General features: G+C 56.7%; 14 protein-coding genes, 2 tRNA genes and 1 pseudogene. 12 read left to right on the forward strand and 5 right to left on the reverse strand.

The annotated features are described in order from the left end of the window. The first annotated feature begins 6 nt into the window (after positions 1 to 6). The 4 genes from BS300_RS00005 (at position 7) to yjjG (ending at position 2,647) form a co-directional block, all read left to right on the forward strand. Positions 7 to 83, forward strand: a tRNA-Met gene (locus BS300_RS00005). Positions 84 to 168: 85 nt separating this feature from the next. After that, positions 169 to 245: transfer RNA gene (locus tag BS300_RS00010), tRNA-Met, on the forward strand. A 198-nt stretch (positions 246 to 443) separates the two neighbouring features. Next, positions 444 to 1,943, forward strand: a complete 1,500-nt coding sequence (locus tag BS300_RS00015) for a leucyl aminopeptidase family protein (RefSeq protein ID WP_071910317.1) — start codon at positions 444 to 446, stop codon at positions 1,941 to 1,943. A gap of 14 nt (positions 1,944 to 1,957) precedes the next feature. Further along, positions 1,958 to 2,647: a pyrimidine 5'-nucleotidase gene (yjjG, locus tag BS300_RS00020; protein WP_071909908.1), complete on the forward strand. Its 690-nt coding sequence runs from the start codon at positions 1,958 to 1,960 to the stop codon at positions 2,645 to 2,647. Positions 2,648 to 2,715: 68 nt separating this feature from the next. On the opposite strand, the gene BS300_RS00025 is transcribed toward yjjG, so the two are convergent. From BS300_RS00025 to dusC, 3 genes are all read right to left on the reverse strand, one after another. Beyond that, a complete protein-coding gene (locus BS300_RS00025; protein WP_239693778.1) occupies positions 2,716 to 3,423 on the reverse strand; it encodes a transporter substrate-binding domain-containing protein in 708 nt (235 codons plus the stop codon). A 158-nt stretch (positions 3,424 to 3,581) separates the two neighbouring features. Further along, positions 3,582 to 3,950, reverse strand: a complete 369-nt coding sequence (locus tag BS300_RS00030; protein ID WP_041210735.1) for an RNA polymerase-binding protein DksA — start codon at positions 3,948 to 3,950, stop codon at positions 3,582 to 3,584. A gap of 97 nt (positions 3,951 to 4,047) precedes the next feature. Next, the gene (gene dusC, locus BS300_RS00035) at positions 4,048 to 4,992 is read right to left on the reverse strand and encodes a tRNA dihydrouridine(16) synthase DusC (protein ID WP_071909912.1); all 945 of its coding nucleotides are present in this window, start codon (positions 4,990 to 4,992) and stop codon (positions 4,048 to 4,050) included. Between the two features lie 123 nt (positions 4,993 to 5,115). On the opposite strand from dusC, the gene BS300_RS00040 reads away from it, so the two are divergent. The 4 genes from BS300_RS00040 (at position 5,116) to BS300_RS00055 (ending at position 9,399) form a co-directional block, all read left to right on the forward strand. Then, positions 5,116 to 5,493 (forward strand): DUF454 family protein, encoded by a 378-nt coding sequence (locus tag BS300_RS00040; protein WP_071909914.1) that lies wholly within the window; start codon positions 5,116 to 5,118, stop codon positions 5,491 to 5,493. Between the two features lie 133 nt (positions 5,494 to 5,626). Next, entirely contained in the window at positions 5,627 to 6,172 is a 546-nt protein-coding gene (apt, locus tag BS300_RS00045) for an adenine phosphoribosyltransferase (protein ID WP_033113563.1), read from the forward strand. 185 nt (positions 6,173 to 6,357) lie between these two features. Next, complete coding sequence (gene dnaX / locus BS300_RS00050) at positions 6,358 to 8,955, forward strand: DNA polymerase III subunit gamma/tau (RefSeq protein WP_071909916.1); 2,598 nt, start codon at positions 6,358 to 6,360, stop codon at positions 8,953 to 8,955. 114 nt (positions 8,956 to 9,069) lie between these two features. Then, positions 9,070 to 9,399: a YbaB/EbfC family nucleoid-associated protein gene (locus BS300_RS00055; protein ID WP_041210739.1), complete on the forward strand. Its 330-nt coding sequence runs from the start codon at positions 9,070 to 9,072 to the stop codon at positions 9,397 to 9,399. Positions 9,400 to 9,426: 27 nt separating this feature from the next. Here BS300_RS00055 and BS300_RS00060 read toward each other — a convergent pair whose 3' ends face one another. Next, entirely contained in the window at positions 9,427 to 9,687 is a 261-nt protein-coding gene (locus tag BS300_RS00060; RefSeq protein ID WP_071909918.1) for a tyrosine-type recombinase/integrase, read from the reverse strand. 384 nt (positions 9,688 to 10,071) lie between these two features. On the opposite strand from BS300_RS00060, the gene BS300_RS00065 reads away from it, so the two are divergent. The 4 genes and pseudogenes from BS300_RS00065 (at position 10,072) to nfo (ending at position 12,829) form a co-directional block, all read left to right on the forward strand. Beyond that, complete coding sequence (locus BS300_RS00065) at positions 10,072 to 10,371, forward strand: hypothetical protein (RefSeq protein WP_071909920.1); 300 nt, start codon at positions 10,072 to 10,074, stop codon at positions 10,369 to 10,371. A gap of 477 nt (positions 10,372 to 10,848) precedes the next feature. After that, a pseudogene (locus tag BS300_RS21450) lies at positions 10,849 to 10,971 on the forward strand (IS3 family transposase); the annotation flags it as partial. A 179-nt stretch (positions 10,972 to 11,150) separates the two neighbouring features. Then, positions 11,151 to 11,546: a DUF4019 domain-containing protein gene (locus BS300_RS00075; protein WP_071909924.1), complete on the forward strand. Its 396-nt coding sequence runs from the start codon at positions 11,151 to 11,153 to the stop codon at positions 11,544 to 11,546. Between the two features lie 440 nt (positions 11,547 to 11,986). Beyond that, the gene (gene nfo / locus BS300_RS00080; RefSeq protein WP_071909926.1) at positions 11,987 to 12,829 is read left to right on the forward strand and encodes a deoxyribonuclease IV; all 843 of its coding nucleotides are present in this window, start codon (positions 11,987 to 11,989) and stop codon (positions 12,827 to 12,829) included. A gap of 102 nt (positions 12,830 to 12,931) precedes the next feature. On the opposite strand, the gene BS300_RS00085 is transcribed toward nfo, so the two are convergent. Then, on the reverse strand, positions 12,932 to 13,837 hold the full coding sequence (locus tag BS300_RS00085) for a LysR substrate-binding domain-containing protein (protein WP_071909928.1): 906 nt from the start codon (positions 13,835 to 13,837) through the stop codon (positions 12,932 to 12,934). Positions 13,838 to 13,932 lie beyond the last annotated feature (95 nt).

Raw genomic sequence — 13,932 nt, forward strand, 5'->3', positions numbered from 1 at the left:
TTCGGACGCGGGGTGGAGCAGCTCGGTAGCTCGTCGGGCTCATAACCCGAAGGTCGTCGGTTCAAATCCGGCCCCCGCAACCAACTTTTTCGTCAACCTGCGATGTGTAAACCATCGAAGGCAGACAAACGCCACAGACATCTGCTCGGTCTGGGGTGACAATTCGGACGCGGGGTGGAGCAGCTCGGTAGCTCGTCGGGCTCATAACCCGAAGGTCGTCGGTTCAAATCCGGCCCCCGCAACCAACTTCCTCTCTGTTTTTCCTTTTTCAGCTACTTTTCATCACCCCAATTTTTCTCTTTCCAAATACTCTACAGACATTGCGCAATATCACTCCTGCGTGGTGAAGATGTTGTTTGTGCTGGTTTTTCAGGGCAAAACTGGTCGTCCCGCCTGTTTGTTAGGTATGATCAGGTATCTCTTCACGGATGAGGTATATGCCTGTGATCACTCCCTTTACCTATCTTCCTCCCGCTATCGATTGCCAGGATGCCACTCTCGTCCAGGCCCTCGAGCAGGCGCTTCCTATACAGATATTGCTGATCGCCGAAGATCAGAAGGAGGCGATCCTGGCTCATCCCCAGCTATCGGGTGTCAACACCCTGCAGGCGCTGGGCAAAAAAGCCCCCTTTACCCTGATGCAGGGCAACAGCCTGCTGCTGGTCGTCTGTGTGGCGGGCAGCGTGGAGCGGGATCACCGCCTCTACAAGCAGGTGCGAAGCTGGATTGCGCCCTTGTCCGGATTAAAAGCCGAGCGGGTCGGTCTTCACCTCGAGGGCTTTTCTGCCTCCGAGCGGGGAGTGCTGGCCGAGCTGGTGCTCTCCTCCCTGCTCGCCGCCAATATGCCGCTGCCGACCAGCAAGAGCCGCAATGAAAGCAGCTGGAGCTATCAGCAGGTAGTTGTGTCTCCGGCGGTGGTGCTGGATCTGGCCCGGATCTACAGCGAAGCGGGCGGTAACGGGTTGGCCCGCCATCTGGCGGTGCTACCCGCTTCCGAGCTGACCGCTGCCAACTATCGCGAGTTTCTCAGCCAGTTGGCGCAGGAGGAGGGGTGGCACTGCCTCCATTATGATCAGGGCCAGTTGGCCGAGCTGGGGGCAGGTGCCTTCTTGGCCGTGGCCCGTGGCTCGGAAGACAATCAGGGCGCCATGGTCAAGCTCAGCTACTACCCCCCCAAGCCGGTGCGCCGTATTGCGCTGGTAGGCAAGGGTATTTGTCACGACTCCGGCGGCTACAACCTCAAGATCTCCGGCAGCATGTATGGCATGCATCTCGACATGGGAGGCAGCGCGGTGGCCCTCGGCACCCTCTATGCCATCAGCAGAGCTCAGCTACCCTATGAAGTTCACTGCTGGCTGGCGATTGCCGAGAACCATATCGGCCCTCATGCTTATCGGCCCGGGGAGGTCGTCACGGCCATCAACGGTACCACCATCGAAGTGGTCGATACCGATGCGGAGGGGCGGATGGTGCTGGCTGATACGCTGGCAATGGCGGCGCAGGATACCCCGGATCTGCTGATCGACTACGCCACCCTGACCGGTGCCTGCAAACGGGCGCTCGGCAGCCGTTACAGCGGCGTCTTTACCAACCGCACCGAATGGCTGGTATCGCTGGTCAATATGGGGCAGCGCAGCGGAGAGCGGGTCTGGCCGTTTCCGCTCGATGAGGATTATGACGACAACATCGAGAGTGAATGGGCCGATCTGTTGCAGTGTGCGCCGGGCAGCTCCCCGGATCATATCGATGCGGCCCGTTTTCTCTCTCATTTTGTCCCCGAGCAGACTCCCTGGCTGCATTTTGACCTGAGCGGTTTTCGCAACAAGGGAGGCAACGGGGTGGTTTCAAGCGAAGTAACAGGCTTTGGCGTGCGTCTGACGCTGGATCTGCTGGCCAGTCCGCTGGGCAGAACGGGGCGCCACAGCATGGAACAACCTGACTGATGACAAGGATTTTTGTGAACAAGACAAGCTATGACTGGGTGCTGTTCGATCTGGATGAGACCCTGCTCGATTTCCCGGTGACACAGGCGCTGGAGCAAACCCTTCGCCACTATGGCGTACAGGTGGATGAGGCTGGCATGGCGGCCTATCACACTCTTAACCACGGTTTGTGGCAGCAGTACAACAATGGCGAAATCGATGCTACAGCGCTGCAAGAGACGCGCTTCTCCCTTTTTGCCGAGCAGGTCAATGTTGATCCCATGGTGATGAACAACACCTTTCTGGCGCAGATCGTTGCCTTGAGCATGCCCCTTGATGGGGTAGTGGAGACGCTACAGCTGCTAAAGGACAAGGTGAAGATGGGCATCATCACCAACGGCTTCAGCGTTCCCCAGCGAGGCCGACTTGGCAAGCTGGGCTGGAGCGAGTGGTTCGCCCCGCTGGTTATTTCCGACGAGATCCGGGTTACCAAGCCAGATCCCGCCATTTTTCAGCACACCCTCTCACTGATGGGGGCTCCGGATCCGGCCAGAGTGCTGATGGTGGGTGACAATCCCAAGACCGATATTGCCGGTGCGGCAGCGCAGGGGCTTGCTACCTGCTGGTATAACCCGGGCAAACAGAGTGGTGAGTGCGATGCTACTCACGAGATCCATCACTTCTCCCATCTCGCCGGCATTGTGCTTGGTCAGTCGTGCAGTTGAAGTGGTTCCTGATACGTTATTTCACGGAACCAGCGTAGAGAACGGGAGAGCCATCGGCTCTCCCGCTGTTATTCTGCGAGTAGCCCAGAGGTATAGCGGGTCAGGATCTGCTGATATTCGGGGCTTTGCTTGAGTTGGTCGATCGCCTGATTGAGCCGATCCAGCTGGGCTTGCGATGTGCTCTTCTTGCTGAGCATCAGGTGAACTGGAGTGCGCTCGATATGCAGCAGGATATGGAGCTGCTTCAGGGTGATACCCTGATGCTCCCACTCCTGCAGGCTGTTCGGGTCGAGGATAAACCCCTGGATCCGCCCGCCGTTGAGCATCTTGAGCAGTTGCTCCAGGGTGAATCGCTCCTGTAGCCGAGGTTTCACCTTGGGGTCAGCGACAAGGCGGCGAAAGGCTTCGCCGTAGTCAAACCCCTTGAGCAGACCGATATGAAAATCGGGAGTATTGATCAGCTGTTCCAGAGTGGTGATGGTGCGCCAGCGTGGTTCATCCTCCTTGCGGACGATGATGACCGTCTCCTCTTCCCGATAGGCATGGCTGAAGCGGGCATATTGCTGACGCTCGGTGGTGATGTTGGCGGACATGGCCAGTTGAACCGTGCCAAATTCCAATTCGTGCAGCACCCTTGTCCAGGGCATTTCGATGAAGCGAGCCTGATAGTCAGCCCGCTGCAGGATGGCATTGAGCAGTTCGATATCCAGCCCTTGCAGCTGATGCTGTTCATTGCGATAGCTGAACGGCTGCCAGTCGCCCCAGCCAACGACCAAAGACTCCTGTGCGGCGGCCTGACAGCATAAACACCATAACAACAAGAGTCTGTACACGACTCATCCCCTCGAACCGGCTCATATAGTCGAGTATTGGACAGGAATGGCAGTGTCACCAGTGAGGCAGTAAAGAGAGGATGCACCGGTTGGTGCATCTTTCAGAGCTCGTGGGCGTGGAATCCCTTGCGATAGCGGGCTTCGCAGCGCGGGCAGCGTTGCAGGGTCGGATCCTGCTCCAGCGATTCGATGGCCAGAGGCTCTTCGCAGTCGGAACAGAGGCCGTAGAGGCCGAGATCCATCTGACAGAGTGCGGCATCGATCCGTTTGAGATGCGCCACGCTCTGCTCCACTTTGGGCAGGTCCAGCCGGCTGGTCAGCTCGACCAGTTGATCCTGTTCGCAGTGATCCAGCTTTTCGGCCCACTCGTCACGGCGACAGGCTTTCAGCTGACCGATCAGCGTTTCTCGTACCTGGGCCCAGTCGGACAGCAGGCGATTACGCCAGACAGTCAACTGTGCTTGCGTCATTTCACACACATTATCCCCCACAGGACAGACGACAGATTCGGGGCAGTATAGGGATCCGATAACTTTATCAAGATGATATGAGTCAAGTTAACGACGGTTAGCCGTGGCTTTTGGCCGCATGCAGCAAGGCATCGCGGATGGGATCCGTCTCTTTGAGTACCCGGATATCCTGAAACAGCAGATCTGCTTCCGGGTATTCCCGCTTGAGATAGCTGAACCACTGTTTGATCCGGCTGGGGTAGTAGTCAGCCTTTTCGCTGGCCAAGTCCTGCTCGGTGTAGCTCACCATCAATTGCAGTACCTCGGCCCAGCTCATGTGGGAGCAGCCGGTTTTCATCACGTTGGCCAGATTGGGCAGGGAGATGGCGCCGCGCCCCACCATCAGGGAGTCGCAGCCGGAGACGCTGGCACAGGTCAGGGCATCCTGACGATCCCAGATCTCGCCGTTGGCCGTGACGGGGATCGGCAAGGCGCGGCGAATGGCATCCACATACTCCCAGTGGGCGGGCGCCTTGTACCCTTCACGTTTGGTGCGGGCATGGACGGCCAGCTCGTTGGCGCCGCCTTGATGAACAGCATGAGCGTTCTCCAGATAGAGATCCTTGTCATCGTAACCAAGGCGAATTTTGGCGCTCACCGGCAGATGGGCGGGCACCGCGTCGCGCACTGCCTTGACGATGCGATGGATGGTCTCGGGCTCTTTGAGCAGCACCGCGCCGCCCTTGCTCTTGTTGACGGTGGGGGCGGGGCAGCCGAAGTTGAGATCGACCCCGGGGGAGCCCAGCTCGATGGCGCGCACGGCGTTCTCGGCCAGCCATTCGGGATGTTGGCCCAGCAGTTGGACCCGTACCGGGGTTCCCGCACGGGTTTTGCCATCTTGCAGCAGTTCGGGGCAGAGGCGATAGAACACCTTGGCGGGCAGCAGCTGATCAACGACCCGGATAAATTCGCTTACGCAGAGATCGTAATCGTTGACGGAGGTCAGTACCTCCCGCATCAGGTGATCCAGTACCCCCTGCATGGGGGCCAAAATAACGCGCATAACTGCTTTCCGAAGAGATAAGGAGAAAAAAGAGGGCAGATTGTAGTGGGGTTGTGCCCCGCTGTCAGCTATCAGCCAAACTCTGTTAGGCTAGACAGCCATAAACAGAGATGAGAGGTGGCAATGCAGCGCTGGTGTCTGATGATCTTGGGGTGGCTGGCCTTTGTGACCGGCATTGTTGGCATCGTGTTGCCACTGCTGCCGACGACCCCCTTCATGCTGCTGGCGGCCGCTCTGTTTGCTCGCTCGTCCCCCCGTTTTCACTACTGGCTGCTAAGCCATCCCTGGTTTGGCCCACCCATTGCCGATTGGCAGCAGTATCGCGGTATTCGCCGGCATGCACGGCGGCGCGCCATTATCTTCATTCTGCTCACCTTCTCGGTGTCGCTGGCGGTGGTGCCGCTGCTATGGGTCAGGGGGCTGTTGCTTCTCATAATGGTGATCCTGCTCACCTGGTTAATGCGCCTGCCGGTGCTGGAGCCAGTTGCAATGGAGAAGTGAAGTCCCTAAGCTATTGCGGCAATAATGCTATGGAGTCGGCCTGTCATTCTTGCGTGACAGGCTTTTTTATTTCCCGCTGGCGGGAAGACTAAGATAAAACGGCCATCTGGGTCGAAAAACAAACGGTCAAACCATGAATCCGGAAACCCTGAAATTTATCGAAGCGAGCATCAAGACCATTCCCGACTATCCGAAGCCGGGCATCCTGTTTCGCGACATTACCAGCCTGATCGAAAATGCCGAGGCGTTCAAAGCCACCATCGATCTGCTGGCCAATCACTATCGTGATCAAGGGATCACCAAGATTGTTGGTACCGAAGCTCGCGGCTTCATCTTTGGCGCGCCGGTTGCCTATGCCATGGGTCTGGGCTTCGTGCCGGTCCGCAAGCCGGGCAAACTGCCCCGCGCTGTCATCGAGGAGTCCTATGCCCTCGAATACGGCACCGACACCCTGCAACTGCACACCGACGCCATCGTGCCCGGTGACAAGGTACTGGTAGTGGACGATCTGCTGGCGACCGGCGGCACCGTCGATGCCACCGTCAAGCTGATCCGTCGCGCTGGCGGTACTGTGGCTGATGCCGCATTCATCATCTCCCTGCCGTCTCTCGGTGGTGATGCCCGCCTGACCGCCGCTGGCGTCAAGGTGGTCTCTCTGGTTGAACTGCCGGGCGAATAAGCCCCCCGGTTTGATAAACAGGCTGCTATCGTCAGCCTGTTGCCAGCCTCCAAACCGGTGCCCGTGCGGGCATCGGTTTGAAATTCAAGCGATCCCTCCCGCTCTGACCGATAGCCGATACAGCCTCCCGTCCATTTGTGTTAGCATCCGGCCTCAATGCCCTGTCTTCCCTGCATGATGGATTTATGAGCTATCAGGTTCTGGCGCGTAAATGGCGCCCCCATACGTTTGAACAAGTGGTTGGTCAGCAACATGTGCTGACTGCCCTGACCAACGCCCTGGATCAGGGACGGCTGCATCACGCCTATCTGCTGAGCGGCACCCGCGGCGTCGGCAAAACCACCATTGCCCGTATTCTGGCCAAGAGCCTCAACTGCGAGCAGGGAATCAGCAGCCATCCGTGTGGCGTCTGCGATACCTGCCGCGAGATCGATCAGGGCAACTTTGTCGACCTGCTGGAGATCGATGCGGCGTCCCGCACCAAGGTGGAAGATACCCGCGAGCTGCTCGACAACGTGCAATACCGTCCGGCCCGTGGCCGCTTCAAGGTCTATCTCATCGACGAAGTGCACATGCTGTCGCGTCACAGCTTCAACGCGCTGCTGAAAACCCTGGAAGAGCCGCCCCCCTATGTGAAGTTTCTGCTGGCCACCACGGATCCGCAGAAGCTGCCGATCACCATTCTCTCGCGCTGCCTGCAGTTTCATCTGAAGAGTCTTGATCAGACCCAGATCGCCAAGCAGCTCGAATGGGTGCTGGATCAGGAGGGACAACCCTTTGAGCCGCGCGCCCTGTTGGCGCTGGCCAAGGCGGCCGACGGCAGCATGCGCGATGCCCTGAGCCTGACCGATCAGGCGCTGGCGCACGGCAACGGCAGCGTCCGCCTCGACAGCGTGCTGACGATGTTGGGCACGCTCGATCACCGTCATCTGCACCAGCTGCTGGAAGCCATTTTGCGGCAGGATGCGCCGGCGACCATGGCCAAGATCAGCGAGATCGCCACCCTTGGCCCCGATTTTGATCAGCTCCACGCCGAGCTCGAAGGGTTGCTGCATCGCATCGCCATGGCGCAGCTGCTGCCTGCCAGCGTGCAGGAGCAGGGAGCGGATGCCGACTCCCTGCTGCAACTGGCCAAGGCGATGAGCCCGGAAGAGGTGCAGCTCTGCTACCAGATTGTGCTGGGTGGCCGCAAAGATCTGCCCTGGGCACCCGATGGCCGCACCGCGCTGGAGATGACTTGCCTGCGGATGCTCGCCTTCTCGCCACGGCGCGAGGTATTGCACCCCGCCACGCTGACGGCGCTTCCCCCATCCATGACTGGCTCGGCCAGCACGGGGATGGGGGCAGCCCCGACGCTGCTGGGAAAGCGCCCGGCCGCTGAGCCTGCAACTCATACTCCACCCCCTGCACAGACTGCTTCTGCCGATGCCATGACGGCCACGACCGAGGTAACCGGCCAGGATGAGGAGAGCGGTGAAGAGGAGGCGCAAGCCGCCCAGCTCTTTAGCCAGCAGGATGAGTTGCTGCGCGAGGCGGCCGGTATGGGTTATCAGGCCGAGTCGGCCCCGCTCTCTGGCGCGAATAGCAGCATGGCGGTTGATACTGCGAGCTGGGGGGAGGGGGCTGCTGCAAACCCGAACCCATCGGTACCAACCGACACTGCGCAGATGGCCGCTGCAGAGATGGCGCCTGCACAGATGACGTCTGTACAGATGGATAGCGTTCCGGCTGCATCTGCTTCGGAAGCGCCCGAACCTGTATCTGCGGTATCGAGCATGCAAAGCCTGCTTGGCAAACGCAATATGCTGCGTAGTCGCCAGCGTGGAGAGAGCAGCGCAGCTGCTCCTGCTCCTCGGGCGGTGCCAGTTGCGCCAGCTCGTCAGGCAGTTGCCTCTGCGCCAGCACCTCAGCCGCAGAGTGCGCCGTCGCCTGCTATCAGCCAAACTGCCACCCCGAGTGGCCCCGCCATGGTCCAGTTTGGCGAGCAGCCGCCGGTGGATCTCTACGCCGAAAATTATGACGAGGCGGGTGATAACGGGGATTACGAGGAGTACCTCAGCCAGAGCTTTATGGCCTCGCCCGTGCCTGAGCCTGCCCGCAGTACGCCCAATCGCACAGCGGCTCCCGCTACCCAGCCTGTACAGCCAACCGACCTGCCACCCTGGGATCTGGCTGGGCAGCCGAGCTATCGACCTGGTGAGCGCAGTGTCACTGAGCCTGCAGTGGCCCCTGCTCCTGCGACCCAGCCGATGACCACGACGGTGGCGGCTGCCCCTGTGGCGCAGAGCGAGCTCGCCCAGCCAGTGATGGAGACCATTGATTGGGACGAGCTTGAGAGCTCTGAGGAGCCGCAAGAGGGGGAGGCGACCCGCCTTATCCCTTCCTCACTGCTCAATGGTTGTGGTGACTCGTGGGCCGAGCTGATTGCTCACACCCAGGTAGGCGGTCGGCTGCGCCAGCTCGCCATCAACTCGGTGATGACGCGTGAGGGGGACAAGGTGTTGCTGACTCTCAAGCCCGAGCAGCGCCATCTGGTGAGCGACAAGGCGCGCGCCGATCTGGCCGAGATCATCGGGCCTGCGCTGGGTCAACCGGTGCAGGTCGAGGTGACGCTTGGTGTGGTGCCTGACAAGGAGACCCCCCTCGAGATCGAACACCGCCTTTATCTCGGGGTACGCGAGCAGGTGACCCGGGATCTGGAGCAGGATCCCAACGTACAGTTTTTAGTTCAGCGGTTTGGTGCCGTGCTCCATCACGAGAGCATCGAGCCCCTCAACCGCTAAATTCCGTGGCCGGGAGCTGGCTCCCGGTTGAAAAGCAGTTTGGCTGTCCCCATCTAGGACAGACAAGCCCACAGCCCGGCGCTGGATGCCGGATTTCAAGACGAGAGACGACATATGTTTGGTAAAGGTGGAATGGGTAACCTGATGAAACAGGCCCAGCAGATGCAAGAGCGTATGCAGAAGATGCAAGAGCAGCTTGCCCAGATGGAAGTGACCGGTGAAGCCGGTGCCGGCATGGTCAAGGTCACCATGACCGGTAGCCACAGCGTACGTCGCATCGAGATCGATCCCTCCCTGATGGAAGATGACAAGGAGCTGCTGGAAGATCTGGTTGCCGCCGCTTGCAACGATGCCGTGCGTCGTGTGGAAGAGCAGAACAAGACCAAGATGGGCGAACTGACCGGTGGCATGCAATTGCCGCCAGGGTTCAAGATGCCGTTTTAAGGCATAAAACCATTTAGGTTCAATGCCTTATGCTTTGGCCTGTTGCTCGTGGGTCATATATGGGTCAACAACACCCAGTTTTTCAGCCAGTTCATTCCTGTAATTAGGGTTGTCCTTGCTAACCCACTGAGCATAAATGGTGCGGATCATACCCCAGTCTTTGTGACCAAGTTGCTTGGCCAGATAGGCTGGATGAGCACCCGCCATCAGAAGCATTGAGGCATAGCTATGGCGCAGCTGATACGGTTCTCTATGTGTCAGCTGCGCTTTTCTTGGTAGACGTGCCAATATCCCGGTGCTGTAAACAGTTCGGGTCTGATGTACGGCATATTCTCCCTCCCCAAAAAGACTCTTCGCCTCATCCCTTCACACTGCTTGTTATGACACTGTGGCTGGGTGATTGGGGGAAGATACGAACAAGTCATTTTCTTATCGAACGAGTCCCCGTCGGTTTCGTGGATGAGGTTCAGCATGAGTCACGTTCCCACCTTCCCTAAACGCCCTGGGAAAATAGATCATATAAATAATGGAAAGCTAGTCTTACTATTTTAATTTTAGCGCATACTGATTCGGAATATTCTGATAATGACGTGCTGAAGCCTAAATGGCTAGATCCCATTGTAGTCAATGCATAGAATGAAAATTAGATGTTGACAACAACTAGGAGCTGCTATGCAAATCCAGGTTTTTGAAAAGACATTTAGGCTTGCAGGGGAAAATGAGCAAGTTGCTCAATTTACATTTACTACATCAGGAGCATTGCACATTTGGTTTCCTGAGATAGGCCTGCAGATGGAGGCTCATCGAAACCAACTACGCATTCAAAATCATACGATTATTTACACTGGTGGACTGGATTATGGTGAACACCGTGCCCATTGGGCTTTGACGCTTCATGCAGAAGATATCAAAGAGTTTAAGAAAATTATGTCGAGATTTCACCTAAACAGGCATCTGGCTGTTCACAGTTAGCGCCGATAAGTCTAATCTTGATAATTTTCAAGATAATGGAAACGCAAGTTTTTGATATCGAGCTAACACCTGTGCTCGAGATGTAAGTAGTGCCGTCCTTTGCCACTACGTCTTTTGTCGAGCCAACCCTTGGTTCCTCTGGTCTGGTAATCTGGCAATTTTCGTAGCGACGGCTTTGGTGGTCATAGGGTAGTTGCAAATAGTATGGTAGGGAAGCTGTTCTATAATCGGGTTCGCACTCCTATGACCACATTTTTTATTTAATATCTGGCCCTTCGTATGGTTTATACCTTCTTCTTAAGCTGGAGGTGGCCAAGATGGGGCAGGTGTAAAACGTAGACTGCACTATATCCCACAGACTTTTAAACTGTCGCAGAACGATCTGAACGAAAAGGCTAGCCTGCTTGCAAGCACTAGCCTTTTTACCCATTCAGGAAAACCGGCAGGAGCAACGTCATGTCGTATCTCGACAAGCAGACAGCTGAGCAGCGCATCAAGGAGCTCGAGCAACAGTTGGAGCAAATGAGGCTAAAGGCCGAATTTTTTGAAGCTGTTGTTGAAGAACTGAAAAAGGACTACGGAATTTCCATTTTAAAAAAGCGAGCAACGCAATCCTGTGAGTCTTCTTGTTGTAGCAGTTCGCAAGGCTGACCATCGTCAGGATTTGTCGGTTTCTTGGGATAAGCCATTAGGCTTGCTCCAAGTGCTACCGGGTTGCAGACCTAAATAGGAGGCTTCCTTGTTGCCCAGAATGCACGAATATAATAAAAGAGTTTAAGGTGAAAAAGGGGCTTGTTACTTTTACTTGTTTGGTTTCATTTTTTGTTGCAGCTCAAGAAAATGATGCACTATCAGTAGCGAGAGCATGGCTTGAAACCGTTGATGCTGGATATTATAACCAAAGCTACGAATTAACTGATAATGCATTCAAGTCTGAGCTCTCTGTCTCTCAATGGCATGATGCATTGGACAAGTTTCGTCATCCTTTAGGTATGGTTGTTCTACGTTCTGAGATTGCACTGGAGAAATCAGAGTGCCTTCCTGGTAGACCTGATGGGAAGTACATGATCATACAGTTTATTACCAAGTTTGAGTATGCTGGATCTGCTAGTGAGACTATTACTTTGAGTAAAGATAGTGGTGATTGGCTTCCTGTAGGTTACTTCATTAAATAAATTATCTACTAGAGAGTATAAGGGCGCATTAATCAGCTTATCGCCTGATGACACTATTAGTTAGGGGGGGTATACACATTTTTAATTGTTTTACCTTTAGTCAGGGGCAAGGTGAATGTGTCCTGGGGAAATGGAGTATATTACTTGTATTCTCTTATTGGTTTTCCCTATGAATACGATAAATGACGCTATATGGGGTCCGTTTGTTTCACAATTTGCGCACTATAACCATTCTCTTGTACGGGCAACTGGCAGGTGAATATCATCTCCATACAAAAAGTACCATTTCAACCGATAGAAGGCATGACCAGATTGAGTTATCACACCGCGCCCCTACTCATATTCAGGGTGAGCGTGTCGGGAAGGGCGTTACAAAGTGTCACCGCGTTTTGGCATCTATCGGGAGAGACGGCATAATAGCTCCTCACTGAGGAGACGTTATGAAATATATTGGAGCCCACGTCAGCGCATCTGGCGGGGTGGAAAACTGCATCGCCCGCGCCCAGGCCATCGGGGCCAACGCATTTGCGCTTTTTACCAAGAATCAGCGTCAGTGGCAGGCGGCCCCCTTGTCGGATGCCACCATCCGCGCCTTCAAGGCGGCCTGCGACAAGGCCGGTTTTCTGCCGGAGCAGATCCTGCCCCACGACAGCTACCTCATCAATCTGGGTCACCCGGATCCCGATGGCCTCGCCAAATCCCGCGATGCGTTTCTCGATGAGATGAAGCGCTGCGAGCAGCTGGGGCTGTGTAATCTGAATTTTCATCCCGGCAGCCATCTCAAACAGATCCCCGAGGCGGCCAGCCTCAAGCTGGTGAGTGAATCCATCAACTGGGCGCTGGAGCGCAGTGAAGGGGTGACGGCGGTCATCGAAAATACCGCCGGGCAGGGGACCAATCTCGGCTGGTCGTTCGAGCACCTCGCCACCATTATCGAGGGGGTGGAGGACAAGAGCCGGGTCGGGATCTGCTTCGATACCTGCCACGCCTTTGCTGCGGGTTATGATCTGCGCACCGCCGAGAGCTGCGCCACTGTCTTTGCCGAGTTCGACCGCACGGTGGGTTTTCAGTATCTCAAGGGGATGCATATCAACGGCGCCAAGTGCACCTTCGGCAGTCGGGTCGATCGCCACCACAGCCTGCGCGAGGGGAATCTGGGGGAGGCGGTATTCCACCACATCATGAACGATGACCGTTTTGATCGCATTCCGCTGATCCTCGAGACCATCGACGAGTCCATCTGGGGCGAGGAGATCAGCTGGTTGCGCAGCCTGGCGAAGTGATACTCAGCGAGCAAATAAAAGGGAGGGAGCCGTGGCTCCCTCTTTGCTTTGTGCCTTTCAGCAGTTGGTGTGCCGGTTTGTCTGCGGCGTTATGATCGTGCGTTACTCCGCGCTGATCACCTCGGCATCGTTCAGCTGAGCCCGGCAGAAGTGAATAAAGTGGCGCAGGGAAGCGGAGTGGTACTTCTGCTTGTGCCAGATAAGGGAGAGCTGGCGCGGGAAGCGGCGGGTGAGGGGCAGGGCGACCAGCCGGCCATCAGCCAGACGATCCGAGGCGGCGAGGCGGGAGATGAAAGAGATGCCGAGCCCCTTCTCCACCGCCAGCATCACGGATTCCAGGGTGTTGAGCTCAAGGCCTGGTTGCCAGTTGGGCAGGCCGGGCTGGATCTGGCGGATAAACTGTTCGCGGCTGCCAGATTGGGGTTCACGCAGCACCCAGGTCTCACCACCCAGTCGGGAGAGAGAGAGAGCCACCTGATTGGCCAGCGGGTGATCAGGGTGGGCGATCACCAGCATCTCGTCCTGCAGCCAGGGTTCGGTGACGAGATCGGGATGGTGGTTTTCCCCCTCGATCAGTGCCATATCCAGCTCGAAGTTGGCGAGTGCGTGGCAGAGCAGATGGGTATTGTTGATGGTCACCTTGGGGGGGAGCCCCAGCTCCTGCTTGCTGGTGGCGAGCAGGGTGGGGAGCAGGTAGTTGCCGATGGTCTGGCTGGCGCCAAGACGCAGCTGGCCGCTCGGCTCGGCATCGGCACGAAACAGGTTTTCGATATCCTGCATCCGGGTCAACAGCTCTTCGGCGGCCGGTTGCAGCAGGCGCCCCTCGTTGTTGAGTTGCAATCTGGGGTGGATGCGATCAAACAGCGGCGTGGCGAGCTGGCGCTCCAACTCCTGCAGTGACTGGGAGACGGCCCCCTTGCTCAGACAGAGTTCGTTGGCAGCCAGGCCAAGGTTGCCATAGCGGGCGATGGTGGCGAACACCTTCAGCTGTTGCAGGGTCAGTTTCATCGTGTTTGGTAATCCTGAATGAGTGATTCAATTCATTTAGATATCGTAAACGAGAAGGGGCCATTATCCTATCGCCATAGTCATCAATAGAAAGG

The organism is Aeromonas sp. SCS5 (genome assembly GCF_001887375.1).
GTDB classification, from domain to species: Bacteria; Pseudomonadota; Gammaproteobacteria; order Enterobacterales; family Aeromonadaceae; genus Aeromonas; species Aeromonas jandaei.

What these genes read in the sequence shown, in the direction of transcription:
- BS300_RS00030 (WP_041210735.1), bottom strand. Translation starts at nt 3,950, where the DNA reads ATGACGCAAGCACAGTTGACTGTCTGGCGTAATCGCCTGCTGTCCGAC.
- dusC (WP_071909912.1), bottom strand. Translation starts at nt 4,992, where the DNA reads ATGCGCGTTATTTTGGCCCCCATGCAGGGGGTACTGGATCACCTGATG.
- BS300_RS00040 (WP_071909914.1), top strand. Translation starts at nt 5,116, where the DNA reads ATGCAGCGCTGGTGTCTGATGATCTTGGGGTGGCTGGCCTTTGTGACC.
- apt (WP_033113563.1), top strand. Translation starts at nt 5,627, where the DNA reads ATGAATCCGGAAACCCTGAAATTTATCGAAGCGAGCATCAAGACCATT.
- dnaX (WP_071909916.1), top strand. Translation starts at nt 6,358, where the DNA reads ATGAGCTATCAGGTTCTGGCGCGTAAATGGCGCCCCCATACGTTTGAA.
- BS300_RS00055 (WP_041210739.1), top strand. Translation starts at nt 9,070, where the DNA reads ATGTTTGGTAAAGGTGGAATGGGTAACCTGATGAAACAGGCCCAGCAG.
- BS300_RS00065 (WP_071909920.1), top strand. Translation starts at nt 10,072, where the DNA reads ATGCAAATCCAGGTTTTTGAAAAGACATTTAGGCTTGCAGGGGAAAAT.
- nfo (WP_071909926.1), top strand. Translation starts at nt 11,987, where the DNA reads ATGAAATATATTGGAGCCCACGTCAGCGCATCTGGCGGGGTGGAAAAC.
- BS300_RS00085 (WP_071909928.1), bottom strand. Translation starts at nt 13,837, where the DNA reads ATGAAACTGACCCTGCAACAGCTGAAGGTGTTCGCCACCATCGCCCGC.